At 58.0% G+C, this 26,115-nt stretch carries 26 protein-coding genes; 16 read left to right on the top strand and 10 right to left on the bottom strand.

Going from position 1 to position 26,115, the window contains the following annotated elements; translation table 11 throughout:
- The first annotated feature begins 42 nt into the window (after positions 1–42).
- Together IPK32_04395 and IPK32_04400 are read left to right on the top strand one after the other, a co-directional pair.
- A complete protein-coding gene (locus IPK32_04395) occupies positions 43–1,770 on the top strand; it encodes an SUMF1/EgtB/PvdO family nonheme iron enzyme (protein ID MBK8091236.1) in 1,728 nt (575 codons plus the stop codon).
- Between the two features lie 216 nt (positions 1,771–1,986).
- A complete protein-coding gene (locus IPK32_04400) occupies positions 1,987–2,460 on the top strand; it encodes a hypothetical protein (GenBank protein ID MBK8091237.1) in 474 nt (157 codons plus the stop codon).
- 223 nt (positions 2,461–2,683) lie between these two features.
- Here the strand turns inward: IPK32_04400 and IPK32_04405 are convergent, their stop codons facing one another.
- The 6 genes from IPK32_04405 to IPK32_04430 all read right to left on the bottom strand — a co-directional run bounded on the left by IPK32_04405 (position 2,684) and on the right by IPK32_04430 (position 7,046).
- Entirely contained in the window at positions 2,684–3,505 is an 822-nt protein-coding gene (locus tag IPK32_04405) for a hypothetical protein (protein MBK8091238.1), read from the bottom strand.
- A gap of 101 nt (positions 3,506–3,606) precedes the next feature.
- On the bottom strand, positions 3,607–4,554 hold the full coding sequence (locus IPK32_04410; GenBank protein ID MBK8091239.1) for a hypothetical protein: 948 nt from the start codon (positions 4,552–4,554) through the stop codon (positions 3,607–3,609).
- Positions 4,555–4,647: 93 nt separating this feature from the next.
- Positions 4,648–5,199: a hypothetical protein gene (locus tag IPK32_04415; protein MBK8091240.1), complete on the bottom strand. Its 552-nt coding sequence runs from the start codon at positions 5,197–5,199 to the stop codon at positions 4,648–4,650.
- Positions 5,200–5,241: 42 nt separating this feature from the next.
- Positions 5,242–5,541: a hypothetical protein gene (locus tag IPK32_04420; GenBank protein MBK8091241.1), complete on the bottom strand. Its 300-nt coding sequence runs from the start codon at positions 5,539–5,541 to the stop codon at positions 5,242–5,244.
- A gap of 83 nt (positions 5,542–5,624) precedes the next feature.
- Positions 5,625–6,593, bottom strand: a complete 969-nt coding sequence (locus IPK32_04425) for a hypothetical protein (GenBank protein MBK8091242.1) — start codon at positions 6,591–6,593, stop codon at positions 5,625–5,627.
- A gap of 51 nt (positions 6,594–6,644) precedes the next feature.
- On the bottom strand, positions 6,645–7,046 hold the full coding sequence (locus tag IPK32_04430) for a hypothetical protein (protein MBK8091243.1): 402 nt from the start codon (positions 7,044–7,046) through the stop codon (positions 6,645–6,647).
- Between the two features lie 45 nt (positions 7,047–7,091).
- On the opposite strand from IPK32_04430, the gene IPK32_04435 reads away from it, so the two are divergent.
- The 3 genes from IPK32_04435 to IPK32_04445 all read left to right on the top strand — a co-directional run bounded on the left by IPK32_04435 (position 7,092) and on the right by IPK32_04445 (position 9,741).
- Positions 7,092–7,901 (top strand): ParA family protein, encoded by an 810-nt coding sequence (locus tag IPK32_04435; protein ID MBK8091244.1) that lies wholly within the window; start codon positions 7,092–7,094, stop codon positions 7,899–7,901.
- A gap of 271 nt (positions 7,902–8,172) precedes the next feature.
- Complete coding sequence (locus IPK32_04440) at positions 8,173–8,904, top strand: hypothetical protein (GenBank protein MBK8091245.1); 732 nt, start codon at positions 8,173–8,175, stop codon at positions 8,902–8,904.
- 24 nt (positions 8,905–8,928) lie between these two features.
- Positions 8,929–9,741, top strand: coding sequence for an SDR family NAD(P)-dependent oxidoreductase (locus tag IPK32_04445; protein ID MBK8091246.1), 813 nt, complete (start codon positions 8,929–8,931; stop codon positions 9,739–9,741).
- On the opposite strand, the gene IPK32_04450 is transcribed toward IPK32_04445, so the two are convergent.
- From IPK32_04450 to IPK32_04460, 3 genes are read right to left on the bottom strand one after another with little or no spacing between them, the layout of a single operon-like run.
- Entirely contained in the window at positions 9,738–11,258 is a 1,521-nt protein-coding gene (locus tag IPK32_04450) for a GldG family protein (GenBank protein MBK8091247.1), read from the bottom strand. The two genes, IPK32_04445 and IPK32_04450, sit on opposite strands and share 4 nt — an antisense overlap.
- Before the next feature lie 9 nt (positions 11,259–11,267).
- A complete protein-coding gene (locus tag IPK32_04455) occupies positions 11,268–12,008 on the bottom strand; it encodes an ABC transporter permease (protein ID MBK8091248.1) in 741 nt (246 codons plus the stop codon).
- A 14-nt stretch (positions 12,009–12,022) separates the two neighbouring features.
- Positions 12,023–12,982 carry an ATP-binding cassette domain-containing protein gene (locus IPK32_04460; GenBank protein MBK8091249.1) on the bottom strand — a complete coding sequence of 320 codons (960 nt, stop codon included), beginning with the start codon at positions 12,980–12,982 and terminating at the stop codon, positions 12,023–12,025.
- Positions 12,983–13,076: 94 nt separating this feature from the next.
- Between IPK32_04460 and IPK32_04465 the strand changes: the two genes are divergently transcribed.
- Positions 13,077–13,436, top strand: coding sequence for a DUF3147 family protein (locus IPK32_04465; protein ID MBK8091250.1), 360 nt, complete (start codon positions 13,077–13,079; stop codon positions 13,434–13,436).
- Positions 13,437–13,513: 77 nt separating this feature from the next.
- Here IPK32_04465 and IPK32_04470 read toward each other — a convergent pair whose 3' ends face one another.
- Positions 13,514–14,194 (bottom strand): IS5 family transposase, encoded by a 681-nt coding sequence (locus IPK32_04470; GenBank protein MBK8091251.1) that lies wholly within the window; start codon positions 14,192–14,194, stop codon positions 13,514–13,516.
- 112 nt (positions 14,195–14,306) lie between these two features.
- On the opposite strand from IPK32_04470, the gene IPK32_04475 reads away from it, so the two are divergent.
- From IPK32_04475 to IPK32_04520, 10 genes are all read left to right on the top strand, one after another.
- Positions 14,307–14,684: a transposase gene (locus IPK32_04475; protein MBK8091252.1), complete on the top strand. Its 378-nt coding sequence runs from the start codon at positions 14,307–14,309 to the stop codon at positions 14,682–14,684.
- Between the two features lie 66 nt (positions 14,685–14,750).
- A complete protein-coding gene (locus tag IPK32_04480) occupies positions 14,751–15,122 on the top strand; it encodes a transposase (GenBank protein MBK8091253.1) in 372 nt (123 codons plus the stop codon).
- Between the two features lie 195 nt (positions 15,123–15,317).
- Positions 15,318–15,560, top strand: coding sequence for a transposase (locus IPK32_04485; GenBank protein MBK8091254.1), 243 nt, complete (start codon positions 15,318–15,320; stop codon positions 15,558–15,560).
- A gap of 891 nt (positions 15,561–16,451) precedes the next feature.
- Positions 16,452–16,772 carry a hypothetical protein gene (locus IPK32_04490; GenBank protein ID MBK8091255.1) on the top strand — a complete coding sequence of 107 codons (321 nt, stop codon included), beginning with the start codon at positions 16,452–16,454 and terminating at the stop codon, positions 16,770–16,772.
- Complete coding sequence (locus tag IPK32_04495; protein ID MBK8091256.1) at positions 16,708–17,913, top strand: IS4 family transposase; 1,206 nt, start codon at positions 16,708–16,710, stop codon at positions 17,911–17,913. Before IPK32_04490 ends, IPK32_04495 begins: the two co-directional genes overlap by 65 nt.
- Positions 17,844–18,314 carry an FKBP-type peptidyl-prolyl cis-trans isomerase gene (locus IPK32_04500; GenBank protein MBK8091257.1) on the top strand — a complete coding sequence of 157 codons (471 nt, stop codon included), beginning with the start codon at positions 17,844–17,846 and terminating at the stop codon, positions 18,312–18,314. Before IPK32_04495 ends, IPK32_04500 begins: the two co-directional genes overlap by 70 nt.
- Positions 18,315–18,415: 101 nt before the next feature.
- The gene (locus tag IPK32_04505) at positions 18,416–19,246 is read left to right on the top strand and encodes a CHAD domain-containing protein (GenBank protein ID MBK8091258.1); all 831 of its coding nucleotides are present in this window, start codon (positions 18,416–18,418) and stop codon (positions 19,244–19,246) included.
- 55 nt (positions 19,247–19,301) lie between these two features.
- Positions 19,302–20,828: a uroporphyrinogen-III C-methyltransferase gene (gene cobA / locus IPK32_04510; protein ID MBK8091259.1), complete on the top strand. Its 1,527-nt coding sequence runs from the start codon at positions 19,302–19,304 to the stop codon at positions 20,826–20,828.
- Between the two features lie 38 nt (positions 20,829–20,866).
- On the top strand, positions 20,867–23,770 hold the full coding sequence (locus IPK32_04515) for a DUF1592 domain-containing protein (protein ID MBK8091260.1): 2,904 nt from the start codon (positions 20,867–20,869) through the stop codon (positions 23,768–23,770).
- A 119-nt stretch (positions 23,771–23,889) separates the two neighbouring features.
- Positions 23,890–26,103: a trypsin-like peptidase domain-containing protein gene (locus IPK32_04520; GenBank protein MBK8091261.1), complete on the top strand. Its 2,214-nt coding sequence runs from the start codon at positions 23,890–23,892 to the stop codon at positions 26,101–26,103.
- Positions 26,104–26,115: the final 12 nt, after the last annotated feature.

Below are 26,115 nucleotides of genomic sequence, written 5' to 3' on the forward strand. Positions count from 1 at the left end.
GTTTTTCGTGTGATAGCTCACCACTCTCATTCTCCAATTATGATGCACGTCCGTTCCCTCCTGACCGCTCTCGCCCTCGCACCCGCAGTGGCCTCCGCCGCAGCTGCCAAAGTGGACTTCACCACCCAGGTGAAGCCCCTGCTCGAAGGTGCCTGCACCCACTGCCATGGTGAAAAAGAGGACAAAGGTGAATTCCGCATGCACACCCTCGAGGACATGAAGAAGGGCAACGAAAATGGCCCCGGCCTCACCCCCGGTGATCCCACCAAAAGTGCCATCTACACCACCCTCCTGCTCGCCGCCGATGACGACATGGTCATGCCTCCGAAAAAGGAAGGCATGCTCGACAAAAGCCAGATCGCCATCATCAAAGCATGGATCGAGCAAGGCGCCGACTGGCCCGCAGGCGTCACTCTCGGCCAAACACCCCGCATCACCTTCGCCAAGCACATCCAGCCCCTGCTCGAAGAAAACTGCCTCTCCTGCCACAACGCCGAAAAAGCCAAAGGCGACTGGATCGCCGCCACACGCAAAGAGGCCTTCGAATCCGGCGAAAACGCCCCCAACATCACCCCCTTCGATTTGAAGAAAAGCGCCATCTACGGCCTCTGCACGCTCGAAGCTGACGATGATGACCTCATGCCCCCAAAGAAAAGCGGCGGCCCCCTCAGCAAAGAGCAGCTCAACTACATCAAGCTCTGGATCGAACAAGGAGCCGCATGGCCAGAGGATGCCAAACTCGTCGCCAAAGAGAAAAAAGGTCCCGCCTCCAACAACCCGGACACCCTTGAACTCGTGAAGAAAATCCACGCCTTCATCGTGCAGACCTCCAAAGAAAAAACAGAGGCCGAAATGAAGCCCTACGAGACCAAAGTGCCAAAAACCGGTGCCCCCTACAGCATGGTCGTCATCAAGAGCGGCGAGTTCATGATGGGCAGCCCCGACGGCGAAGCCAATCGCGGCGACGACGAAGGTCCCCAGACCAAAAAGACCATCAAACCCTTCTGGATGGGCAAATACGAGATCACCTGGGACGAATACGAGCCCTTCCAGCTCACCAACATCGGCCGCAACAAAGACGGCAGCCGCCAAGTCTGGAAACCCACCGACAAACCGGAAGACCTCATCTCCCAGCCCACACCTCCCTACCAGCCCATGGACTTCGGCATGGGACGCGAAAAATACCCCGCCATCTGCATGACCCACCACGCCGCCAATAAATACTGCCAGTGGCTCAGTGCCCAGACCGGCCACTTCTACCGCCTCCCCACCGAGGCCGAGTGGGAATACGCCGCCCGTGCCGGCACCCAGACCGCTTACTTCTTCGGAAACGATGCCAAAGACCTCAAAGACTACGCATGGTTCTTTGAAAACGCCCCGAACTTCCAATACGCCAAAATCGGCCTCAAAAAGCCAAACCCATGGGGCCTCTACGACATCTACGGTAACGTCTGCGAATGGACGCTCGATCAATATGCTGCCGACTCCTTCTCCAAACTCGGAGCTGATGGACGTGCCTACGCCAAATCCACCAAGCCCTATCCTCACGTCGCCCGCGGTGGCCACTACGATGACGATCCAGAGACCTGCCGCAGCGCCGCACGCCGTGCCTCCAACCCCGACTGGAAACAGCAGGACCCCCAGCTCCCCAAAAGCATCTGGTACCTCACCGACGCCACCTGGCTCGGCTTCCGCATCGTCCGCCCGCTAGAAATCCCCACCGTGGAAGAAATGTTCGCCGCCTGGAACAACGGCGTCTCCAAAGAGTAGGCCCTAGCGGAATCCAAGATACTCAAAGCCAGGAGGTGCCAGTTGCATGTCGTGCGAGCACCTAAACTCTGCGGCCGCTGCTCCTTCGCTCCTCTGCGTTTTTCTCAGCTTCGGCTTTGATCAACGTAGCGGCACAGGGCCTACAGACACCGAACTGGAAAGACTTTTTGAGCTACCCAACGCTCCAAGACTCGTCCGAGCGAGAGATTGGAGACCATGAAAGAAGCCGAACTTCGCAATATCATGCCCAAGTCGCCATTCACTGAGGCTCAGATTGAGCGGATTCAGGCTCTTTGTATCAGCCGGACGCAACGATTGATTTCCGAGATGGCTACTTCCTCAGCTTCAGGCGAGCACCAGCGGTTTGGACACTCACCCACCACTTGGCTACTTGGTCAGGGCAGCAAGAAACACGAAACGGGCTTGGTTGAAGGACCTCTGCTCAAACACTGGGTAGTCACGGCCGATTCGGCAGAGTTGGTCGAAGTACATCCGGTGCTACCTCGTGAGCTATCAGGCATGTATTACACATTCGGTTCGGCGTCATTTTTCCTGCATCAGCATGAGCCGCTACTCTGGTATGACTATACCGTTGGGCCACGCTATGGTCGGGGACAAAGGATTGAGATCTCACTCTCGGCAACGGGCGAGCCATATTTCCAACGTGAGCGCTCTACATGGCTTTCCTGATATGACGCCAAACCAAGGGGCGAGCACGAAAGGTCAACGCAAAGGGGCAGAGGCTTTGAAAGAGCGTGGTGATGGGTCAATGGCTCAGATCAAGCCCAAAGGGCTTATGCATCACAGCGAAGGGTTGCGGCGGCAGCCGCTACCCTGGAAACGTTTCGCGCCAAATGGAGAACGCGGAAGGTGTTCCGTATCGGCCTTACGCGGTAGCAGATGCGTAACACCTTCACGCCCCGAGGCTGAAGCCCGTCTTGTAGGTGTAGCCCAGGAAAGCCAGCACGGCACCGATGATCACCGCTAGCAGCACCACCACACCGGGGGCGATCACACGGCGCTTTGCCAGCACTGGCAGACCACCCAGCACCAGCCAGAGGGCGATCTTCACCCACACCCACCACGGCATCGAGCCCATGATGCCCATCTTCGCCAACATACCAAAGCCGGACACCAAACTGATAACGAGACCGATCCCATGCCATTTCATGGCCGAGCGAAAGCTCTCCTTGGAAAAGAGGCCACCAAAACCGACGAAAACCAAAATGAGACCAATGAGATGAAGATAGTGATAAAACGAGAGGGACATGGCCGCGATGATGCCCGAGCCCGTAGCTGGCACAAGCGCTAAAAGTCGCGACTCTCGCGGCACTGGAATCTCCCGCGTCACATCCCCACCGAGGAGCATCATCCATTTCGGCGTAGAACCATCCTTAGATGGCATCCACAGCAGCACATCATGCAAGCTGCCTTTTGGAACCTGCAAAACCAGCGTGTCCTCCACCCAAGGCCATTCCCACCGGGCGGTGATGAGCGCATGCACCCCAGAATCCTCCCCCACAGGCAAAATGGCCGGAGGAGCCGCATCCTCCCATTTTCCGCCCTCACGCCAAACCACGCTTTTTTCATCCAGCGGCCGGAAATGGCCCTTTTGGCGAATTTGCACACTTTTCAGCAAAGCGGCCCTCGCAGCCGCCTCATCGGCCAAGAGCGGATTTTGGCCAAAATCAGCCGTGACCTCCAATTGCACCGGAGCACCGGCCTGGAGCTTCAATTTGGCCACCAAAAACTCACTTCCATGCCCCAAAGCACACAGGGGGGCCAAAACGGCACCCCCTGCGGCAAGTATGAATCGGAGCAGCCTCACGCGGCGCATTATTTTTTCACCTTCCACTTCAGCACCCGGCCCCACTTGTTCCACTCGGTCTCGAGGATGTTGCCGTCGTTATCAAAGCTGATGCCATGTGGGCTGGTCACGATGCCCTGCTGCCAATCCTTTGGCTCGATACCCGGCGTATTCGTCGGCTTCGGGCTAGTGCCCAGATCGGCCACGCGCTTGTTCTGCTTATCCCAGACACTGACGTTCCCCGCGATCTCTGCCACACACATCAAATCACCATGGAAGCTGGCGGAGGATGGATTGCGCATCTCCGTAGCGATCTCACCGATCAAAGTGCCATCCAGTTGAGTGTGCAACATACGCTTGTGCCCACGGTCGCAGATCATCACGCGAGCAGGCTCAAAGCGGCGGTCGATGAAGATCTTATGCGCATTGGCCAGCTTCAGCGGCTCGCCAGGGCCACCGAAGACGGCCTTGAACTTGCCCTCACGGCTGAAGACGAAGATGTGACTCTGTCCATACCCATCTACGACGTAGATGTCACCATTCGGTGTCACATCACAGTTCGTGAGCTTCAGTCCCTTGCCAACTTTGTCCGCTGGGAACTCGCTGGTGGGGATGGTCATGAGCACTTCGCCTTCGAGGCTGCATTTGATCACTTTTTGTTCACCAAGCACCGCCGCGAAAATGAATTCGCCATCGCCATCCTTGCGCACCACGAAGCCATGCAGCGATGGCGGCAATTTCAAAGCTTTGAGGAACTTGCCATCCGCTCCATAGACCTGAATGCCAGCACCAGCATCCTGCACGGAAACATAGATTTTGCCCGCAGAGTCCACGGCGATCTCACCGTGGCCATTGCCGATCGTTTCCTTACCAGGAGGCGGAGTGATGAAATTGGGGACGAATTCGTAGGCGACCTCGGCAGCAGAAGAGCCAGCGAGTGCCACGACCGAGAGGATAGAGAGTGTGATACGAGTCATGGTGGGTAAGCAGTTGATTCAAACGACATAGCTCCTTCACATCAATCATTCACCCAAGCAACTTTTTCGCTCACCCACTGGTCGCTGGCCGTGCTACTTCCCTTTGCCCAACAAGGAAGAAATCGTTTCCTCCATTCTCGGCACTAGTGCGTCCGAGCCTACATCGAGCTTTTGCCGCAATTCAGTCGGCAATTGATCTGCCGGGACCGTCGTAGCCCCATCAGAGTGCCCAAAAGAAACCTCTGTGAGCTCAATTTTCCGAGGTCGGGCGTCCATGAGGATTTTTTTCAGCGGCAAAGTGATTTGCGGAATGCTCGGAGAGTCCGGCGCAGACATGGAAACTCGCACCTTCTCCACGGCGGCTCGGATGGAGGTGTCGAGGAATTTCAACTCGGCCTCGTGGGAGCGGATTTTCTTTTGCAGTTCATTTTTTCGCTCCTGGAGCGGTGTCGCTTGAGCCATCGCAGCCTGCACTTTTGCCTGGAGCGCAACCGTGGCAGCGGCCTCTACCTGGCGGAGCTTGACCGTCTCTTCGAGCTGCTTCACACGTGCTCGCACATCGAGCAGCGCCGCATTAGCCTCATCAATCCCCTGGAGGTAGTTGAAAAAAGTGACCGTACCTGCGATCAACGAAATAATGATCATGGCTGTCCAGAATTTGATCGCGTCCATAATGGAAAGAAGAGACTAATGCAGATGATTGGTTTTATAGGCTTCTACATCCGGCCGGATCCGTTCAATAGCCAAGCGGAGGCTTTTTTCACGATCTTCTAGCACTTGTACCTCACTAGCGAGTTGGGCTGTTTGCTGCGCGGCCATCCGCGCTTGTTGCTCAAGGTTACTGCTATAGAGAGATCCTCCAGTCCCCAGGATTCGCTGCTCATATCCCCGTTGCTCGGCAAGCAGCGTATCCAGTCGTACATCCGCCTCCACCCGCTGCCGCATAATCTCATCCTGCCGCCCACAGGCAGGAATAAAAACCAGCATGACCAAAACAACCCTCAACCACATGCAACCGAGATTTCCGCATGTACTCGGGCGAGGACCAGAGAACAGACTCCGCTCTCTGTTCATCGCTTATTGAGCAAAGCTTTGAGATGGGCTTCCTCCACCTTCAGTTTCCGATATTCTGCCTCCAGAGCTGTGAACTGAGCATGGGCAGCGGAATACTGAGCACGAGCATTCTTCGCCTCGGTCATGGCTGATCCAGAGGGCGCAGCACCACGAGAGCGGGAATTAGCAACTCTACCCTCAGCAGCATTGGCGTTGGTAGCCCATTGATCTGCGATGCGGGCTACTGCATTGATTTTCGCCTCCATATCTGCGAGTCGTAGCTGTACGCTTTTCAGATTTTGTTGATCCGCGCTCATTTTCGACGCCACAGAGGGGTCACGAGCAGGCTCGGGCGACTTCGAGACAGTGGGGCTTGCCCGCGATGGTGATTTCTTATTCGTTGATGGCGGTGCCGTCGCTTCGTCCACGGCCAACTTGAGCCCCTGAGCTGTTTTAACGAGCCCAGTGACTGAAAGATCATATTTTTCCACCAAGTCGGCAGGCAGGTTATCCACCAGAATGATTCCTGAACCATCACTATGAATGAAGGTAATGCCATTATCCTCGATTTTCTTGATTTGGGCATTGGTGAGCCTTTTGCCATCATTCAATGTGACAGCTGCAAGGACGGAATTGAGATCTAAAGTCCGGACTTTTTCCACTTGGCCGGGCAAGGAATCAGCAAGGTACTTAATATCGGACTCAGCTTTGCGCTGCTTGGTGTTGGCTTCTTCGGTGAGGGCTTTGACCTTAGACTCACGGGTCTGAGCCTCTGCCAGCTTCGTATCGGCTGCTGTCATAGAGGCGCTAATGCCTTCCCATTGGTTTTTTCTGATCCTCAGGTTTTCCTCCATTGCTTGGGCTGATGCTCTTGATTGCAGAAGATCCGAATTGGCTTTGTCCACCAGTTCGAGATGGCGGTAGCCAAAAATGCCACCAACGAGAAACGCTAATAAGACAAGTGGGAGCCAAGCTTTGGGTTCCATAACGGGATAATTCGATTTGAGGATTTGGAGTTGAGTGGTGACTAAAATGAATCAGCGTACATATTTTGCCTTCCAAGCATCCACCTTGGTTCGGAGCTCTGTGGCAGATTTTTCCAGATCTGTCCATAGGGTGAGTTTCTCTCCAGATTTGGCTTCTTCGAGACTTGCTTTAGAGATCATTTCTGTAGCCAGCCTTTCCTTCGAAGCGACCGAACCTACACCATTCGGGCCGAGTTGGCGCATGTAGTTTTCATACTGGAGGATCTCCTGCTGGATGAGATTTTTGGCGGCATCGACTTTTGCCTGCTCCGCGCGGAGGCGATCCGCTTTGTCGCAGGAGGTCAAAAACGACAGGAGAATGATGGGGAGTGCGGAACGAGTGATTTTTCTCATAAGCATATGAACTTTTAGCTCAAAGCCCCCGAGGTGGTCAACAATAGTCTTCTGATGCATCCCATTTGTTGATAGTTAGGAAACTCGGCCTAGCATCGCGGCCTCGTGATCGCCATCTCAACAGCCAGTCAGAAAGGCGGCGTGGGTAAAACCACGCTCTGCATTAATCTCGCCTACTCCCTCGCCCGCCGGGGGTGGAGAATGCTACTCGTGGATACAGATCCACAGGGCGGCGTAGGTCTATCACTTGCTCGGAGCACGGCCGCACGGGAGGGTTTTTATGAAATCCTCTCCGGCAGGGGCGATCTCGCGAGACTGGTGATCACGACCCGTCTGCCAGAGCTGGAAATCCTGCCTGCTGGCCAACTCGATGCCAGTCTGCGAGTCGAAGCTGCGGCACACGAGGTACCAGCACGAATCGCGGACCTGCTGCGTGCTGCGGAGCTACGCGGCGTGGATTGCGTGCTCTTTGATACGGCAGCCGGGCTCAATGGCATGACCGAGGCTGTCGTCAAGGCCTGCGATTTTGTCATCTTACCGCAGCAGGCAGAGCCCCTGGCGATCCGCAGTGTGCCGCATATGCTGGAGACCCTAGCTCGCTATCGTGCTGAGGGTGCAGCGGTCAAAGTGGCGGGCATCCTGCTGACCATGGTGATGCGTGAGCATGAAATGAGCTTACGTGTTGCTCGAGAGCTGCGCGAGATGCTGCCACCGGCCCTCATTTTCCAACAGAGCATCCCACGCCTCCCCTCCTTCCTCGACGCCAGCGCACTCGGCGTGCCTGTGGCGCTGACCAAGCGCAATCCGCCGCCCGAGGCACTCATTTTTGACCAGATTGCTGCTGATCTGGAACAGCGCACCGGTATGAGCAAACAACGCGACCAAAATCATGAACATGCGAGTCTCTTGGATTGACCCAGAACAGCTCCAGTCGCTGATCGCTCGGATCTCCCCGCCTCAGCAAGAGCCTGAAATAGCCGACTCGCCTGCAGCACAAACTACAGGCGATGAATCTGTCCGTGAGATTCATGACTTTTTCAGCCCCGCACCAGCGGGGGTGAGTGAATCTAAACCGGCTGCATCTGAGCCACCTACAGTCTCGCTCCCGTCGCAGGAGGACGTCATCTCTCCAGCGCCTCCAGCGGCCCCCATCGCTGAGTTAGCCCCAGTTGAAACTATCCCTTCATTGCCCGCTACAGCGACACCCGCATTTACTTTGTCCGATGCGCTGAATCCACCCTCTTCACAGGAGCCTTCATCTACCACTGGCTCCTTGGAGCATGAGGGACTGCCGTTGGACCGCATCCGCGAGCGACTTCGCAGCATCCGGCACCGAGCAGTAGAGGCTGGCATACTTTCCCATCAGGTGCCCGCTACGGCTGTCAATAGTCCCGCCATTGCTGAGGGTGAAGCATCTCAACCATCATCATCTGAAGAAGTCACTCCCCAGGCAGAAACAGCAACTACAGTGGTCACCGTTGTAGAAGAAGAAAAAAAAGAGGCAGCACCGCTGCCCATTCTGCCACCTGCGCCGGAGTCTAAACCCATCACTGTCACACAGGACATTCCGTTTGAGGTCAAAATCGAAGCCTTTGCCCAGCAGATCACAGGTTTACTGCCGGTGAATACATGGCTGCTCATTCTCGATGGAGATGGCGGCATTTTGTGGAGCAATGATCCGCGCCCGGGCCTCGTGCTCTCCACACTGATGGCGATGCGTTCTGCGGTTCACTCCTCGACCGCATTTATGTCTGCACCGCAGGCAGTGACCTATCATGAGCTACCGCCGGACCAGATCCTCAGCGTGCTCAATATCCCAGCCACCTCGCGCGGCCCCCTACAGATCGCGGTGAAAGGGGCACTCCCTCTGGCTCAAGACGCCGCCGTAGCTTGGCTCAGTGTCCTGGGCACTTTTTGAGCCAAAAAGCACGAAATGCCATCTATGCAGCCGCAAGTCTTCCGCACCACTGCTTGCCGCGCCATCATCACGGGTGCCTCATCAGGCCTTGGAGCTGAGTTTGCGCGGCAGCTCGCCCCTGCGGCGGATTTTCTCGTCCTCATCGCCCGGCGTGAGGATGCGCTAGAGTCGGTAAAAAGCAGCCTCGCAGGCTCCAAGGCCCGCATACACCTCTGCGTAGCAGACTTATCCTCTCCCAGCGGCCTACTCACCGTCCTGGCCTTTCTCGATGCACATGAGCTACGCCCCAATCTCCTGATCAACAATGCCGGCATGGGCGACTACGGCAGCTTTGCCGAGTCCACTCCTGAAAAAACACGGGCGCAGCTCGATCTCAACATCACTGCGCTCACCATGCTCACGCATGCCATGCTCCCACGGCTAGAGAGCCCTGGCGGAGTGCTCAATGTCAGCTCACTCGCAAGTACTCTCCCGATGCCAGAGCTCGCCGTCTATGCGGCTAGTAAATCGTATGTCACCAGCTTTTCTGAGGCCCTGGCCATCGAGCTCGCACCACGCGGCATCACGGTCACCTGCGTCTGCCCCGGCCCCACGCCCACGAATTTCAGTCAAACCGCACGCCGTCCAGATGGCACGGACACGAATCGCGAAGGACAGGCTTTCCTACGCATCCCTCCAGCACAAGTAGTGAGCGAGGCACTCGCCGGACTCGTCGCTGGCAAAGCATGCGTTTGGCCAGGACGGGGAGTATCTATCGCGGCTCGGCTTTTCAGACATCTACCGCGGGTGCTCCTGCGTTGGATACTTGCCCGTAGGATGAAGAAAACCGCTCTCTAAGCTGCACGGCGGCCTGCCCAGATCGCCATGCCCAGTGCCAGGATGACTCCAGGCATCGCCAGCGATGTGATCCAGAAAATCACATCATGCTGCTTCGGCGTAAGCTGGATGCGATAAGACCGCTTCGGTTTGGAAGTGATACCAATGAGGTTTTCACGATTGATGATCCAGTTCAGGCTCGCCGCGACGAAATCGCGGTTCACTGCGAGCATGGAGGACTTATCCAGCAGAGTCGGATTGCCCACCACGACCATGCGTGAGCTTTCCACACGCTTGCTCGCATCGGGAGCGGCTCCGCGCTCGACACTGGCACCGACATAGACTGGCGGCAGTGTATCCTCACTCTCATCGGCGACGGGCAGCTCATCATAATAGTTCGTCTCCCCCCAGTAGAAGTCATCGGCACGCAGCACAGGATTCACGACGATATTTTTCTCCTTCAAAGTTGGGTTCGATTCACCGCTAGAGAGCTCTAGGGACTCCGATTGGCCTGCGATGTTCGTGATATTATTGGCCAGATGCTGGGTAAAGCTGACTTCGCGAGAGAAAAGAGCCTGCACACTGAACTCCTTCTTCGCTCCAGCACTCGTGCTGCGGGCCATAAGCACACGGTCACGGCGTGGCTTCACACCATTGGCAGCCAGCCAGAGGTCCAGATTCTTGGTGATGCGGTTCGGGTCCAGCAGCATGAGGATGCCCGTGCGATTGCTATTCCAATAATCGTCCAGCATGCGTAGCTCACGCTCGGTCAGATCATACTTCGCACCGATCATGATGATGCCATCTGCGTGGGCGGTGAGGCTCGCGACATCACTCAGGCTTATCGCCAGCACTTCAAAGTTCTGCTGGCGACCGATTTCGACAATAGCCTCCAGGGATTCTGTCACCGCCGCATCGGAGCGTGAGCCCTTGCTGGTGATGTAATAAAAACGGCGCATTTTTCCTTCCAGCACATTTGCCAGCGCCGAGGTGACGGCATCCTCACCACGGAATTCGGTGATTTTTTTCTCGGTGCCGATCCCCGCCTCTCGGACGACGAGCTCGTCCTCTATAATGAAACGCTTATTGGAGCCAGAGATGAGCAGAATGCCATTTTGGGCCAGGGAGAGGCCCGTTTCCGCTTTCAGATTCTCCGCACGCTCAATGTCACGCACCGGGTCGATAGTGCGCAGTTTGATGCGCTGCCGACCATGCAGCCGATACTCTTCGAGCAGCGAGCTCACCTCACCGAAGATCTTCGAATCACGAGCAAAGACCATGTAAATGGTCACATCACGCGATAGAGTCGAAAGGATATTCTTGGTCGAGTCACTGAGAGTGAAGCTCTGCGTCGGACTGAGGTCGAAACGCGTGTAGTAGCGATAATTGAGCCGATTGATGCCCACAAAGATCAGCAGCGTCAAAAACACCTGCACCAGCACATTGACGCCGATGCCGAAACGGCGCGGCATACCGCCCTGAGGGGCCGTTTTGGCCTCTATGGCGGTCTTTTCAGGCTCTGGTGAGTTTTCAGGCATGGGCAGTGATCAGGGCTTCCAGCGGCGGAATTCGACGACTTGATGCGTGAGTGCGAGGAATAGGAAAGTGAGGCTGGCGTAATAAACAAGTGGCCGCGTGTCGATAAGGCCACTGGTGAAGACCCGAATGTGCTCCACGCTGGCGAAGTAGGTGGAGACATCGACGATGGAATCCGTGATTTTCCGCCCGATGAGCATCACAAAGACCCCAAGCAGGAAGTGGCTGAGGCTCAAAGTGAAGCTGAAGATGGCAGCGACGATCTGATTGCGCGTAAGCGATGAGGCGAAGATGCCCATCGCCAGATTAAACATCCCCATGGCCATCAAAATGATGTACGAGCCACCGAGGGAGCCAGCGGGCAACTCCACCTGCCCCGCACTAACCCAGTGAGCGATTTTGAAATTGAACAAGCTAGGTAGCCACAGCAGCGCATAGATGATCATCGCGGCGATGTATTTGCCGAACACGACCTGCCAAGCACGCACCGGGGCGGTGAAGAGCGTCTCAAAGGTGCCCAAACGCCGCTCCTCTGCAAAAGAGCGCATGGTCAGCAGCGGGAAGACAAAGAAGTAACTCAACCAGAACCAATGCGGCTGAAAAGTCCACGTCACGATGCTGCCTTCACTCGGTGCACTCTCCAAGATGCTCAAGGCAGCACGGAAGGCGAACCCATTGAGCACCATGACCAGGGCCACCACGACATAGGCCACAGGCGAGACGAAAAACGCCCGCAGCTCCTTTTTAAGCATGATCCAAAAGACTCTCATACCGTGCCTCCTTTCATCGCCTCAGCCTGGGAGGCGAGCTCGACGAAGACATCCTCCAGCGTAGGCAGCTCGCGGTGCAGCTCCCGCACCTTCCACCCACTCTGGGTCGCCACCGCCTGCACAGCCTCACGCACATCACTCCCCGGCTCCACACGCAGTGTGAGGTACCTCCATGGGGTGCCATTAGCAGCCTCCTCAGTGCATTTACGCACACCAGACAGAGCCTCCAGTTTCGCCACAGCCTGTGCATCGGCACTTTCCAACTCCAACCGGACTGAAGTAGTTGTGTGCAGCTTTTTAGCCAGATTTATCGGAGTGTCATCTGCCAGGATGCGACCACGATGGATCATCACCACACGGTCACAGGCCTGCTCCACCTCCTGTAGGATGTGGGTGGAAAGCAGCACTGTGTGCTTATTGCGCAGCTCTCGCAGCAGCTCCCGCACTTGGCGGATTTGCACGGGATCGAGGCCATTGGTCGGCTCATCTAGGATGAGTAGCTTCGGCTCATGCACCAGGGCATCTGCCAGAGCCACCCGCTGGCGGTAGCCTTTGGATAAATTATCAATCACACGGCGACGCACATCACCGATACCACAGAGCTCCATCACCTCCCCTACCCGCTGTCGCATGTGACGGCCGCTCAGCCCCTTCAGCTCGGCTCGAAAGCGCAGATACTCCTTCACCTTCATATCGACATACAGCGGAGCCATTTCCGGCATATACCCGACCACACGCCGCGCCTCTAGTGAATGCCTGAACACGTCAAAACCTGCCACTTCGGCTCGCCCGCTCGTCGCAGGCATGAATCCGCTAAGGATGCGCATCGTCGTGGTCTTTCCCGCTCCATTTGGTCCCAAAAAGCCTACGATCTCTCCCGGCTCCACATGAAACGAAATCCCATCCACGGCTGTACGGCTAGCGTACTGCTTGGTGAGGTTTTGAACGTCTATCATCGGAAGGGGAAAAGCGGGGGGTGGGGAGGAAAACTTAGCTTTGTACATGAACCCCGGTGCAATGACAAACAGACAATGCTAAAAATCACCCATCATGACCGCCAAGATCCTCATCAAATACCTCCTCAGCGCCGGAATCATCACCCTGGTCAGTGAAACCGTGAAACGCAGCGACAAAGCCGGTGCCCTACTAGCAGCACTCCCCTTTGTCTCCATCATCACCCTCTTCTGGGTTTACTTTGAGAGCCCCCCTGCCCTGCGTGATCAAAAAACCGCTGATCACATGTGGTACATCTTCTGGTACGTACTGCCCACGCTGCCAATGTTTCTGCTCTTTCCCACCATGCAGCGCTGGTGGGGCTTTTACGGAGCCATCGGCGGCTCTGCGGTCCTCACGATCATTCTCTTCGCCGTGCTCAGGTTCGTAGCTGGCAGATTCGGTCTAGCCTTGTAGATCCCCCCTCCCGTGCGGATTAGGGCGTGTTTAAAAACTCGAATCTCTACGGAACTGGGCTGATTTGAACTGACCTCTCAGGTGTTGGACAAAGATGGCGAAGTGGACGAAAGCTTCGAAGCTCTGCTTGAGCTTTTCGTATCTGGTCGAGATGCGACGCAGGCGCTTGAGACCTCCCAGAAGTTCTCGACAACATGCCGCCTTGCGAAAGTCGTTTGGTCATAAGAGGCGGGATTGAGACGGTAGGCTTTGGGTGGGATGCACGGCTCGCAGCCCGCCGCTTCAATCGCATCGCGAGTCGCATTGGCATCATAGGCGCGATCTGCAATGAGCGTTTTCACCCCGGCCTCAGAGTCCATAGCCTCAATGAGTCCTTGGGCTTGAGGGTTGTCGTGGTTGTTGCCGCCAGTAAAGCTCATCGCCAAAGGCTCACCGTTGTTCGCCACGATGGCGTGCAGCTTGGTGTTGAGACCTCCTCTTGAGGTGCCTATGGCCTGAGCTTGCTGACCTCCTGCGGTGTTGCACCCAGAGCGATGCACTTTGACATGGGTTGAGTCCATGGCACCCAAGCGACTACCCAGGGTGCTCTCCCAGGGCAGCATCTGTGAGAACTCCGCGAAAATACATTCGCGGGTCCAGCGCCTGAAGTGGGCAAAAACGGTGCTCCAAGCCACATCAGAATCATGAATCGCACGCCAACTGACTCCATCCTTGAGCACGAAGAGTATCCTCTCAATAACCAGCGAAAGCTCGGTCATGGGTCTGCCCTCCCTGACCCCTCCAGAATTATGGGCACTCCCGGAAACTCAAAATCTGCACCAAACCCGATCAAAGAGTGACGTCGTGCGATAAGTTGCGGCAAGGAAAGGCGTGGCAAGTTTTATTCCTTTTGGCAATCCTGGTCTCTTCGATGAGTTCGTTCAAAACCTTGATGTGGCAGCCTTCGAGACACCCTTGATGCGCGTAGGCAAGCTCGTTCAATGGGAGGTCTTCGATCCGCTCATTATGAGTGCTCTCACCAGTGAGCCCAAAGGTCCTGGCGGCAGGCCACGCTTTCATCCCATGCTCATGTTCAAGGTGCTCGTGTTGCAGCGCCTCCACGGCCTGGCCGATGACGCCATGAGCTTTCAGATCACTGACCGCAACAGTTTCCGCGCCTTCCTAGGTCTGACCCCAGCAGACGCAGTGCCCGATGGTCAACCGAAGCGCAGCGGAGATAGACAGCCGCAGGCTGCCCCGCAGGGGTGAGCGCAGCGAATCAAACCATCTGCGACTTTCGCGAACTGCTCATCGCAACAAAAGACCTTCGAAAGCTTGTTTGACACCTTCCTCGCGCATCTGCAAAAGGTACACGGGCTGGCTCTGGCAAAGGAAGGCGTGACGGTCGATGCCAGTTTTGCCGAAGTGCCCAAGCAACGCAACAGCCGCGAAGACAATGTCCTGATTAAAGAGGGGGGAGTGCCGCAGAAGCTGCAGGATAACGCGAAGATCAAAGCGCACAAAGACCTCGACGCACGTTGGACGAAGAAGAACAACGAGACGCACTATGGCTACAAAGACCATGTGAAAGTCGATGTGAAGGACAAGCACATCCTCAAAGCCGTCATCACCGCCGCGAGCGTGCATGACAGCCAAGTGTTGGAAGAACTCATCGAAGAGGGAGATCGCGTCGTGTATGCCGATTGACTCGCTCCCGCCACCCTTCCCGCTCGCCCTGCGGGTGCTCCTACGTCGCATCTGTCTCACTCCGTTCGGCTGCGCCTACTCGGGAGCGCCGATCGAGGCCGCGCTGGCCACCAAGAACGTCGAACCACAGATCAATGAACCGGAGCGCAGCGGAGATAGACCAGCCGCAGGCTGCCCGAAGGGTGAGCGCAGCGAATCAAAAAGGAGTACCGGGGCCATCCGCTCACTGACGAGCAAAAAGCCAGCAACCGCGAAAAGTCGCGCACCCGGTCACGAGTGGAGCATGTGTTTGCGCAGATGAGCGGGAGCATGAAAGCTCTCTATCAAAGGTGCATCGGCATGAAGCGCAACGTGGCCTGCCTGCAACAGACCAATCTCGTGTATAACATGCTGCGTCTTGAGCAGATCAAGCGCCTCAATCTCAATGCCGCAGCGTGAGCTGTGCCCAGATCAGACCTTCAGAAATGAAAACGACTCCGAACACCCTAAATTGGCCCTTGAAGTCACTCGAGTAATTTCAAAATGACTTCTGCCTGCGGAAGTCAGGTTGCGTAAAAAATATTCAAACTCGTCTCAAATTCTGCGCTCCTTCACATCGGCTGTGATGTCGATCACGAAATCGGCCAGCATTTTCAAGCCAAGGTCGCCGCGTTAGGCTTTATGGGCACCTCTGGAAACCTCATTTCTCCAGGCAATTCATTAATCGATAGCAAACACAGACCAAAAAAGGGACCATGAAGCGCTGCAGCAAGACAAAACGAAGCGGCGGATTGTTCTCCTCCATTGAACATGAGCAGGCCGACGCCACCAAGACTATTGGCATTCTCAAGCTGTGCGAGATCATCCCCAAGAAGAGCTTTCGTCCGCTGCTCAAACCATCGCATCAAGCAAGGCGAAACGCCCCGAGGAGTTCGACACTAACCCTTCCGTGGGCCGCCAGAAAGACAGCGAAGCACGCTAGACGAAGAAGAACAACGATTCGTACTACGGCTGAAAGAACCATGTGAAGGCCAACTTGAAGACGAAGATCATCCTGAACCCCACTATTACGCCTGCCATTGTGCATGCCAGCCAGGTGTTTGAAGAACTGCTCGATAAGAAAATGCAGACCGACCTACACGATAAGCCCGATGGTTGTCAGAGTGGAGCCATCTTCGCGCGGGTGGCACAGAGGGGAGCCGACCTATATCGAAACATCGGATTTAAACGAACTTCACTCCCTCCATCCCCTGCCCCATGTCCGCATTAGACCCAATGCCGCTAAGCAAAAAAGCGAAGAGGAGCGAAAAGAGTGCTGTACAACTGAGTAGCTGAGTCAACTAGCGGTAGATGGTAAAGCCATCCAGCCCACCGCGATACGAACATCATCTCTCTGCACGCATCCGCAAAAAACTCGGCGTCGAGCAGTTGCCCGAGGAACTGCGGGCAGAGCCAACGCACCAAGGGCCGCGACGCAAACTTCTCGGTTGGCAACTCATCGCCGGCATGGTCGCCCAAAGTCTGCACGCTTGCGGCAGCCTACAGCAGATCATCGGTCGTTATTTTGCTGTGCGCATCAGGCTCCGCGGCGCTAAGCCAGCGTCGTTTGAAGATATCCACCCAAGCTTTCGATGCCTGCATGCGCCACTCCCTGGTGCCGCTAGCCTGTGAGCAGCGGCATCCAGCGTGTTTTTTCGCCGGGCTGCGCTTGGTCGGCATCGACGGTGGGCAGTGGAACCTGCTTAACACCGTGCAGATCAACGCCCAAGTGCCCAAAAGCCGCAGTCGTCGTGCGCAGGCAGCCTTTGCCAAGCTCTCCATGAGCACGCTGGTCGAGCTCGGCACCCATGCACCGCTGGCCGTATCGATGTCACTGGGTGCGCTCAATGAGAAATCGCTGGCCGATCCGCTGCTCGCCGCGCTACCAGCTCGCAGCCTGCTCATCGCCGACCGCTATTACGGGCAGGCTCCGATGCTCAAAGAACTGCAAAAACATTCGCAGCGCACGCAGAGTCACTTTTTGGTCCGAGTGCGGCAAAAGCTCTCCGTGCGAGTGCAAAGCGTGCATGCCGATGGCAGTGCGGAGGTGGTGGTGAGTCTGCGCGAGCGTGAGAGCCCATGCGCAGACTCGTCAACAACAGCTCCGTCCAAAGCTGACGAGAAGCAGACACCCGAGGCGAACAAAGCGCGGGGCCGCCCGCGCAAACATCCGCCGATGCGCCAGAGCGAGTTGCCAGTGCGCGAGATCGTGGGGCGAGTGCGCAACGCCGCTGGAGAGTGGGTGAAGGTGCGGCTGTGGACGAGCCTGAGCGTGCAGCAGGGCAGTGCGCGTGAGTTGTTGGCGTTGTATGCGAAGCGCTGGGAACAGGAAGTCTTTTACAAAGAACTCAAGCTCGTGCTTCACGGAGGGCATTTGCTCAGCGCACAACGCACCGAGACAGCACAGCAAGAACTCGCCGCGCTCCTCATCGCCAGCTCACTGGTGGCTGAGGAGCGACTAGCCTGCGCACAGAGCAGTGAGGATGAAGAAGTCCGGCAGGCAGGAGCGCTGCGCATCAGCATGAGCCACTGTTTGGAGCACACCGTAGCGCTGCTACTGGTGCTGGAGGCAGCGCAGGGCCTCATGGACGAGGCGGCACAAGGAGTGCTGGTGCGCCGAGTGCGAGAGCAAATCGCCCAAGCCGCGTTGCCAGCGCGACGAAGACGTAGTTGCCAGCGCAAGGTGCGACAGCCCGTGAGCAAATGGCCACGCCTGCTCTCGACCTCTTCTCTCCAAGCCAGCGACGATCTCATCATCGACCCTTTTGCTTAGCGGCATTGGGTCTAGCCATCGGCAAAGCCTTCCTCACTGAAAATGCCTCCAAGCTCGGCGTCACCACGACCGCCAGCGGCCTCCAATACCTCATCCTCACCCCTGGCACCGGAAAACGGCCCAAGGCCACCGACACCGTCGTCGTGAACTACCGTGGCACGCTCATCAATGGCGTCGAATTCGACAGCAGCTACCTCGCAGGCCGTGAGCCCGCAGAATTCCCGCTCAATCGCGTCATCAAAGGCTGGACCGAGGGGCTCCAAACCATGCAGGAAGGCGGCAAAACACGCTTTTTCATCCCCAGCCACCTCGCTTATGGAAAACGCGGTGCTGGCCTCGATATCGGCCCCGACGAGACCCTCATCTTTGAGGTCGAACTGCTGAAAGTGTGGGAAGATTGAGCCCTAGACCGCCCAGCGGGCACACTTATCCCCAATCCGGCCAGCAGAATGTGAACAACACTTTCTTGCCGCCGATGGCCCGAATCGCTTGAATCAGCGGCATGAAAAGTGCCCGCACCATCGCCCCAGCCGCCTCTGGCAAGGTTTTGCGGCATTTACTCACGGGCCTGCTCGATACCGCACAGCGAGATGTCGCCCGGCTTTCCACACACGAAGCCGTCGCTACGCATCAGCTCCGTGTACGAATGAAAAAACTCCTCTCCCTGCTGCGCCTCGGGCAGGATGCACTGCCAGAGCCCGTCTTTGAGGCCATGCGCATGCACATCCGCGCCGTGAAGAATGCCTGCTCTGCCCGCCGTGACCGCCAAGTGCGCCAGCGCCTCCTCACGAAGCTCTCCCGCCGCTTTCACCTGCCACTCCCACCGCAGCCGCACAGGACTCTGCGCATGCCCGCAGCACCATCCGCCACATTTTTGCGCCACCAGCTCTGCGCCTTGGAGCAACTGCTCGAAACCACCCGCATCGACACCCTCAGCCCTGAGCAAGTCCTCGCTGCCCATGCCCTCAGCTACCGCAAAGGCCGCCGCCTCATGAAACAGGCCTTTGAGAGCACGCAGGAGGACATCCTCCACCGCTGGCGGCACCGGGTCAAAGACCTGCACTACCAGACCCTCGCGCTCTCGCACATGCCCGGCGCGACACGGCGTGTGCGTCGCTCCCGCAAGCTCGGGGCCATCCTCGGCCGTGAGCGTGATCTGGGGCTCCTCGCCCATGATCGACTCTGCGCCTCGCCGCGCAGCGCCTGGCACCGTCTCATCCACGAGTGCCGATCCCGGCTCCGAGACCGCCTCCTGCTCCTCGGGCGGAAGCTCTACGACCCCGCAGCGCACAGCTTCTCGCAAAAAATGCGTCGGCAGGCCATCCACGCCTGATTCATCACTCGTACGACTTGCCACCCTCTCCCGCGTCGCCACTGTGCCCGCCCTCATGGCGAAAAAATCATCCTCCTCCGGCATCTGCTATCTCGTTGGCGCAGGCCCCGGCGACCCCGGCCTCCTCACGATCAAAGGTAAAGAGTGCATCGAAGCCGCCGACGCCCTCGTCTATGACTACCTCTGCAATCCAGAGCTGCTCAAGCATGGCAAAGCAGACGCCCAGCGCATCTACGTCGGGAAAAAAGCTGGCGACCACACCCTCAGCCAAGAAGAGATCAATCAGCTCATCGTCAAACTCACACGTGAAGGCAAAATCGTCACCCGGCTCAAAGGTGGCGACCCCGTGCTCTTTGGACGTGGTGCTGAGGAGGCCGCCGAGCTCGCAGAGGCCGGTGTCCGCTTTGAGATCGTCCCTGGCATCACCTCAGCCATCGCTGGGCCTGCTTATGCTGGCATCCCCGTCACACACCGCTCCCATGCCAGCCAGCTCACCATCTTCACCGGACACGAAGACCCCACCAAGAGCGAAACCTCCCTCGACTACACCAAGCTCGCCCAGGCAGACGGCACCAAAGTCTTCCTCATGGGCATCGAACGCATCACCGAGATCACCGCAGAGCTCATCCGCCACGGCGCAGCACACACCACCCCGATCGCCCTCGTCCGCTGGGCCACCACAGGCCGTCAGCAGACCCTCATCGGCACCCTCCAGGACATCCCGGACAAGGTAAAAGCCGCTGGCTTCAAAGCACCCGCCGTCGCCGTCGTCGGAGATGTCGTCACCGAGCGTGACACGCTGAACTGGTTTGAAAACCGCCCACTCTTTGGCCGCCGCATCGTCGTCACCCGCACACGCCAGCAGGCCGGCGTCCTCAGCAAGCAGCTCGCCGTCCTCGGAGCAGATGTCATCGAGCTACCCACCATCCGCATCGAGGAGCCACGCGACTTACTCGGCTTCGGAGAGCTGGTGCAGGACTGCCATAAATACGACTGGATCGTCTTCACCAGCCCGAACGGCGTGGACGCTTTCTTCACGATGTTCGACAAGCTCTACAATGACGCACGCAGCATCGGCCCAGCACGCATCGCCTGCGTCGGCCCCGGCACCGCAGACAAAGTCCGCGCACGCCACCTCGCCGTCGATTTGATGCCCGAGAAAAACTTCGTCGCCGAAGGCCTGGTCAAAGCCTTCAAAGACAACATCGACGTCGAAAACCAGACCATCCTCTGGGTCAAAGGAGCAGAGACGCGTGAAGTCATCGCCAATGAACTCACCGGACTCCGCGCCATCGTGGATGAAGCCATCGGCTACTGCACCGTCGCCGAGCGGGATGACAATCTCGAAGCTCTCGCCCGTCTCAAAAACGAAGGCGCAGACGTCATCACCTTCACCAGCGCCTCCACCGTGGAGCACTTCTTCGCCCTCGGCGTCGAGCTGCCAGAGGGCTGCCAGATCGCCAGCATCGGCCCTGTCACCAGTGATGCACTGAAAAAGCTCGGCAAGCCCATCCACATCGAGGCCAAGCAGTCCACCATCCCCGGACTCGTCAGCGCCATCCAGAAACACCTCGCGAAGTAAAACCACTCCGCGTCCGTAATCCTCGGCGGTTCCCTTTCATGAAAGCCGCCGCCTTCATCCTTTCCCTCCTCCTCGCACTGCACGCCGCATCATCGGCCCATGCAGACCTGCGCCCCATTCTCCAGACCTACTGCCTCGGCTGTCACTCCACCGCAGAGCAGAAAGGAGAGCTCGATCTCGAAGCCTCCGACATCCACCGCCAGCCGCACATCTGGGAAGACGTGCTCGACCAGCTCACGCTCGGAGAAATGCCGCCGAAGGACGAAAAGCAGCTCCCACCCAGCGAAAAACAGCAGCTCATCACCTCCATCCGCCGCACGCTCGATCAGATCGCCCTCGCCAGCGCGGGTGATCCCGGCCCCGTCATCCTCCGGCGTCTCTCCAACATGGAGTACACCTACACTTTGCGTGATCTCACCGGCATCGACACGCTCGATCCCGCACGCGAATTCCCCGTCGATGGTGCTGCGGGCGAAGGCTTCAGCAATGCAGGCGCAGCCCTCGTCATGTCCCCTGCCCTGCTCACCAAATACCTCGACGCCGCCAAAGAAGTCACCTCCCACGCCATCTTCACTCCCCACGGCATGCGCTGGTCAGCCAGCACCACCGCACGCGATTGGACAGATGAGACACTCACCGCCATCCGCCAGTTTTATGCCCGATACACCGCCCAGACCGGTGCACAGTCCATGAACCTCCAGGGCGTGAAATTCGATACCAATGCTGGAGGCCGCCTCCCACTCAACACCTACCTCGATGCCCTCCAAGGCCGCCATGATGGAGCCGGACTCAGTACCAAATACCTCCGCATCCTGCGCCAGGCACTCACCAGCACCCAGCCCTCCATTTTGCTCGATCCACTGCGAGCAAAATATCGGCAAAAACAACTCACCGCCGCCGACATCGAGCCCTGGCAGCAAATCCTCTGGCGATTCGCCACCATAGGCCACATCGGCAAAGAAAATGGCCCCAAAGGCTGGCAAGAGCCCCTCACCCCACTGGCCACCCAGCACGAGTTACGCCTCAAGCTCACGCCGCCGAAAAACTCCACCGCACTCAAGCTCTACCTCACCGCCACCGATGCTGGCGACGGCAGTGAAGGTGACGCCGCCTTCTGGCAAAACGCCCGCATCGTCGTCAAAGGCAAGCCCGACCACAAAGTGCTCGATCTGGCCATCACCAAGACACCCCAAGTCATCGAACTCAGCCTCCCCGCTGCTCAAATCGTCCTAGGGGCAGAATTCGTCATCAGCGCCAAACATAACGCCGGCAGCGTCCAGGTCCAAATCCTCACCGAACCGCCGAAAAGCCTCTCAGGCCTCCAATCCGGCTATGCAGCCGCTTTGACCACCAAAGGCCAATGGAGCGACAACAACCTCCGCACCACACACAGCGCTCCCATCCTCGTCGCAGACGATTCACCCGCCAAAAAACGCCTCACAGCCGCTTTTGACGACTTCCGCGCTCTCTTCCCCATCGCACTCTGCTACACCAAAATCGTCCCCGTCGATGAAGTCGTCACCCTCACCCTCTTTTTCCGCGAGGACAGTGAGCTGAAGCGCCTCATCCTCACAGAGGCAGAAACCGCCGCCCTCGATCGCCTCTGGGACCAGCTCCTCTTCGTCAGCGAGGCCCCGCTCAAGCAAGTCGATGCCTTTGAGCAGCTCTATCAGTTCGCCACACAGGACGCCAAACCCAGCGCCTTCGAGCCCATGCGCCAGCCCATCCTCCAGGCCGCCGCCGCATTCAAAACACAGCAAAAAAACACCATCCCCACCCAGCAGCAAGCCGTCCTCGACTTCGCAGCCAAAGCCTGGCGCCGTCCGCTCACTGAAAAAGAAATCACCTCCCTCCGCGCCTTCTCACCGCAGCTCATGCTCATCCGTGTGCTCACCGCACCAGCCTTCCTCTACCGCATCGAAAAAACACCTCCTAAAACCGCCCCCATCAGCTGCGAAGAGCTCGCCACCCGCCTCAGCTACTTCCTTTGGTCCTCCGCACCAGACACCGCCCTGCGCAGCGCCGACCTGCATGATCCGCAGATCCTCACCGCCCAGATCCAGCGCATGCTCCGCAGCCCAAAGATCCGCCGCCTCGCCCTCGAATTCGGCTGCCAGTGGCTCCACATCCGTGACCTCGACACCCTCGAAGAAAAAAGCCAGCGCCACTTCCCCACCTTCCTCTCCCTCCGCCCCCACATGCAGGAAGAAGTCACCCGCTTCATCACCGACCTCATCCAGAACAACCGCAGCGCCCTCTCCCTCCTCGACGCCGATCACACCTTCCTCAACGAGCCACTCGCCACCCACTACGGCCTCCCCCTCCCGCCCACCGCTCTCCATCAACCACCGAGCACCTGGTTCCGCATCGACGGCCTTCAACAAAGAGGCCGCGGCGGCATCCTCGGCTTCGCTGCCACACTCGCCCGCCATTCCGGTGCCTCCCGTACCAGCGCCATCCTACGCGGCACCTGGCTCAGTGAAGTCATCCTCGGTGACAAACTGCCCACACCACCCAAAGGCGTCCCCACCCTGCCCGAGGAAGCCCCCGCAGACCTCACCGAGCGCCAACTCATCGAGCGTCACAGCCGCGACACCAACTGCATCGGCTGCCACAAGCGCATCGACCCCTACGGCTTCGCCCTTGAGGGCTTCGACGCCATCGGCCGCACCCGAACTGCCGATACCCGCACCCACCTCCCAGACGGCACTGCCATCGGCGGCCTCGCAGACCTCCGCACCCACCTCCTCACCACACGCCGCAGTGATTTCCTCCGTCACTTCAGCCGCAAGCTCCTCGGCTACGCCCTCGGTCGCAGCATCCAGCTCTCCGACAAGCCCCTCCTCGACACCATGGTCACCAGCGACCTCCATCTCCACACCCTCATCACCCACATCATCCGCAGCCCCCAATTTCAACAAATCAGGGGCCAAAATCCATGAACCTCTGAGCGTGATCCATACTCACCTCGCAGGAAGAGATGCTGACAAATCGCCACTTTCTGCGCAACATGCAGCATTTTCGTGGCCCTCAGCATCAGCCCTCGCACCTCTCCACTGGCATGTCTTCACGCATTTCCCTTTTCCTTTTCCTGCTCCTCGGTGTTTCTGCCCATGCTGCGCAGGCAGCAGAAAAAACGGCGGCAGAGCTAGCGGCGGCAGTTCGACCAGCGCTGGTGAAAATTTCTCAATTTGGCCGTGAGGGACTCGATGGGATCGGGAGCGGATTCGTCATCCGGGCAGATGGACTCGTAGCGACGAATTTCCATGTGATCGATGTCGGACGCCGCATCCAGGTGGAGATGCAGGATGGAAAAAAATATGCCGTGAAGAGCATCCATGCCACCGACCCAGACCGCGACCTAGCACTACTACAAATCGACGCAAAGGGCCTGCCCGTGCTACCCCTGGGGGATGTGGAGTCCGCTCGACAGGGAGATACCGTGGTAGCGATGGGAGCACCAGAGGGCCTGAGCTGGAGCATCGTGCAGGGCATCCTTTCCGCGAAGCGGGATGACCTGGAGGGTTTTGAGGGACGCATGCTGCTCCAGGTAGCGATGCCTGTGGAGCGCGGGAACAGCGGCGGGCCGCTACTCGATGCACAGGGCCGTGTGCTAGGCGTGATCTCCATGAAGCACGCACGGAAGGAGAATCTCGGCTTCGCCATCCCAGTAGATGAATTGCAGCACCTCATCGAAAAGCCCAATCCCGTGCTCATGTCACGCTGGCTGACCATCGGCGCACTCAATGCCAAGCAGTGGAAGACGCATTTGGGAGCCGAGTGGAGCCAGCGGGCCGGCGTCATCCACGTCACGGAGCCTGGAGAGGGTTTCGGCGGACGAGCGCTCTGCATCTCCACCCAAAAAGTGCCAGAGGGCACTTTCGAGACCGCCGTGAATGTGCAGCTCGATGATGAGGGCGGCGCTGCGGGCCTGCTCTTCTGCTCCGATGGTGCAGACCGTCATTACGGCTTTTACCCCAGTGATGGAAAGCTGCGCCTGACACGCTTTGACGGTCCAGATGTGTACTCCTGGACGATCCTGGCCAATCCCGAAAGCGAGCACTACCACCCCGGCGACTGGAACCACCTACGAGTGCGAGTGGAGCCAGAGCGCATCACTTGCTACGTGAATGGTCAGGCCGTGATCGAAATCGACGACACAGGCCTTCGCGGTGGCGCGGTGGGTCTGTGCAAATTCCGCCAGACAGAGGCGGACTTTCGGAATTTCCGCGTGGGCAGCGACCTGGCAGAAAAGGCACTCGATCCTGCACTCGCGAAAAAATTCGACCAGCAACTCCAAAACTATCTATCCGAGGAAGAGGGCACCGACACCACGCTAGAAGGACTGCTCGACCAACCCGCCGCCGCACGCCGCCTGATCCTGGAAAAACGCCGCGAGCTAGAGCAAGAAACCGCGAGCCTGCGCCAGCTCGAGCGGGAGCTGCACCGCCGCGCCGTGACGCGTGATCTAGTGCAGGAGCTGGCCAAACCGGAGCCAGAGGTGAACCTGATGCGCTGCGCCCTACTCCTCGCACGCCATGACAATGCGGAAATCGACGTCGGAGCCTATTTAGCGCAATTCCGCGCCATGGTGGCAGATTTGAAAAACGACCCCGAAATCCGCCAAGGCACGCCACAGGCCGTGAAGCGGCTCACACGCTTTCTTTTTGAGGAAAATGGCTTCCACGGCAGTCGCGGCGACTACGAGAGCCTCAGCAACAGCTACATGAATGAGGTGCTCGATGACCGCGAGGGCCTACCGATCACCCTGAGCGTGCTGTTTGTCGAAATGGCCCGCGAGCTAGGCATCCAGGGCGTCTTCGGCGTGCCACTGCCGGGGAAATTCATGGTCGGCTGGCGTGATGGGCCAGAGGGTGAGCTACACCTCGTGGACGTCTTTGAGGGCGGTCGCTCCTCCAGCGTGATCCAGATCACCGCACAGCTCCAGAAAGATGAATACCTGCCGCCCGACGTGGCCCTGCCAGATGAGCTACTCGCTCCCGCCACCAAGCGCTCCATCATCCAGCGCATGCTCAATAATCTGCGCAATCACCACATGGGTGACGGAGATCCACGCGAGTCTCTGATCCATGCGCTGCCCTACATCCGCCTCCTCATCGCCCTGGCTCCTGAGGAAGAGGATGCAGAGGTGATGGACCTCATGCAGAGCATGGGCGTGACCTCCCGTGAGGAGCTACTCAGAAAAATCGACGAAATGATGCGCCACAAGACATCAGGCACCGCCAAGTCTCGTGGCAGCCCCGTCCATAAGTAGTGTGTGCGTGTG

This window comes from Verrucomicrobiaceae bacterium (assembly GCA_016713035.1).
GTDB lineage: Bacteria > Verrucomicrobiota > Verrucomicrobiia > Verrucomicrobiales > Verrucomicrobiaceae > Prosthecobacter.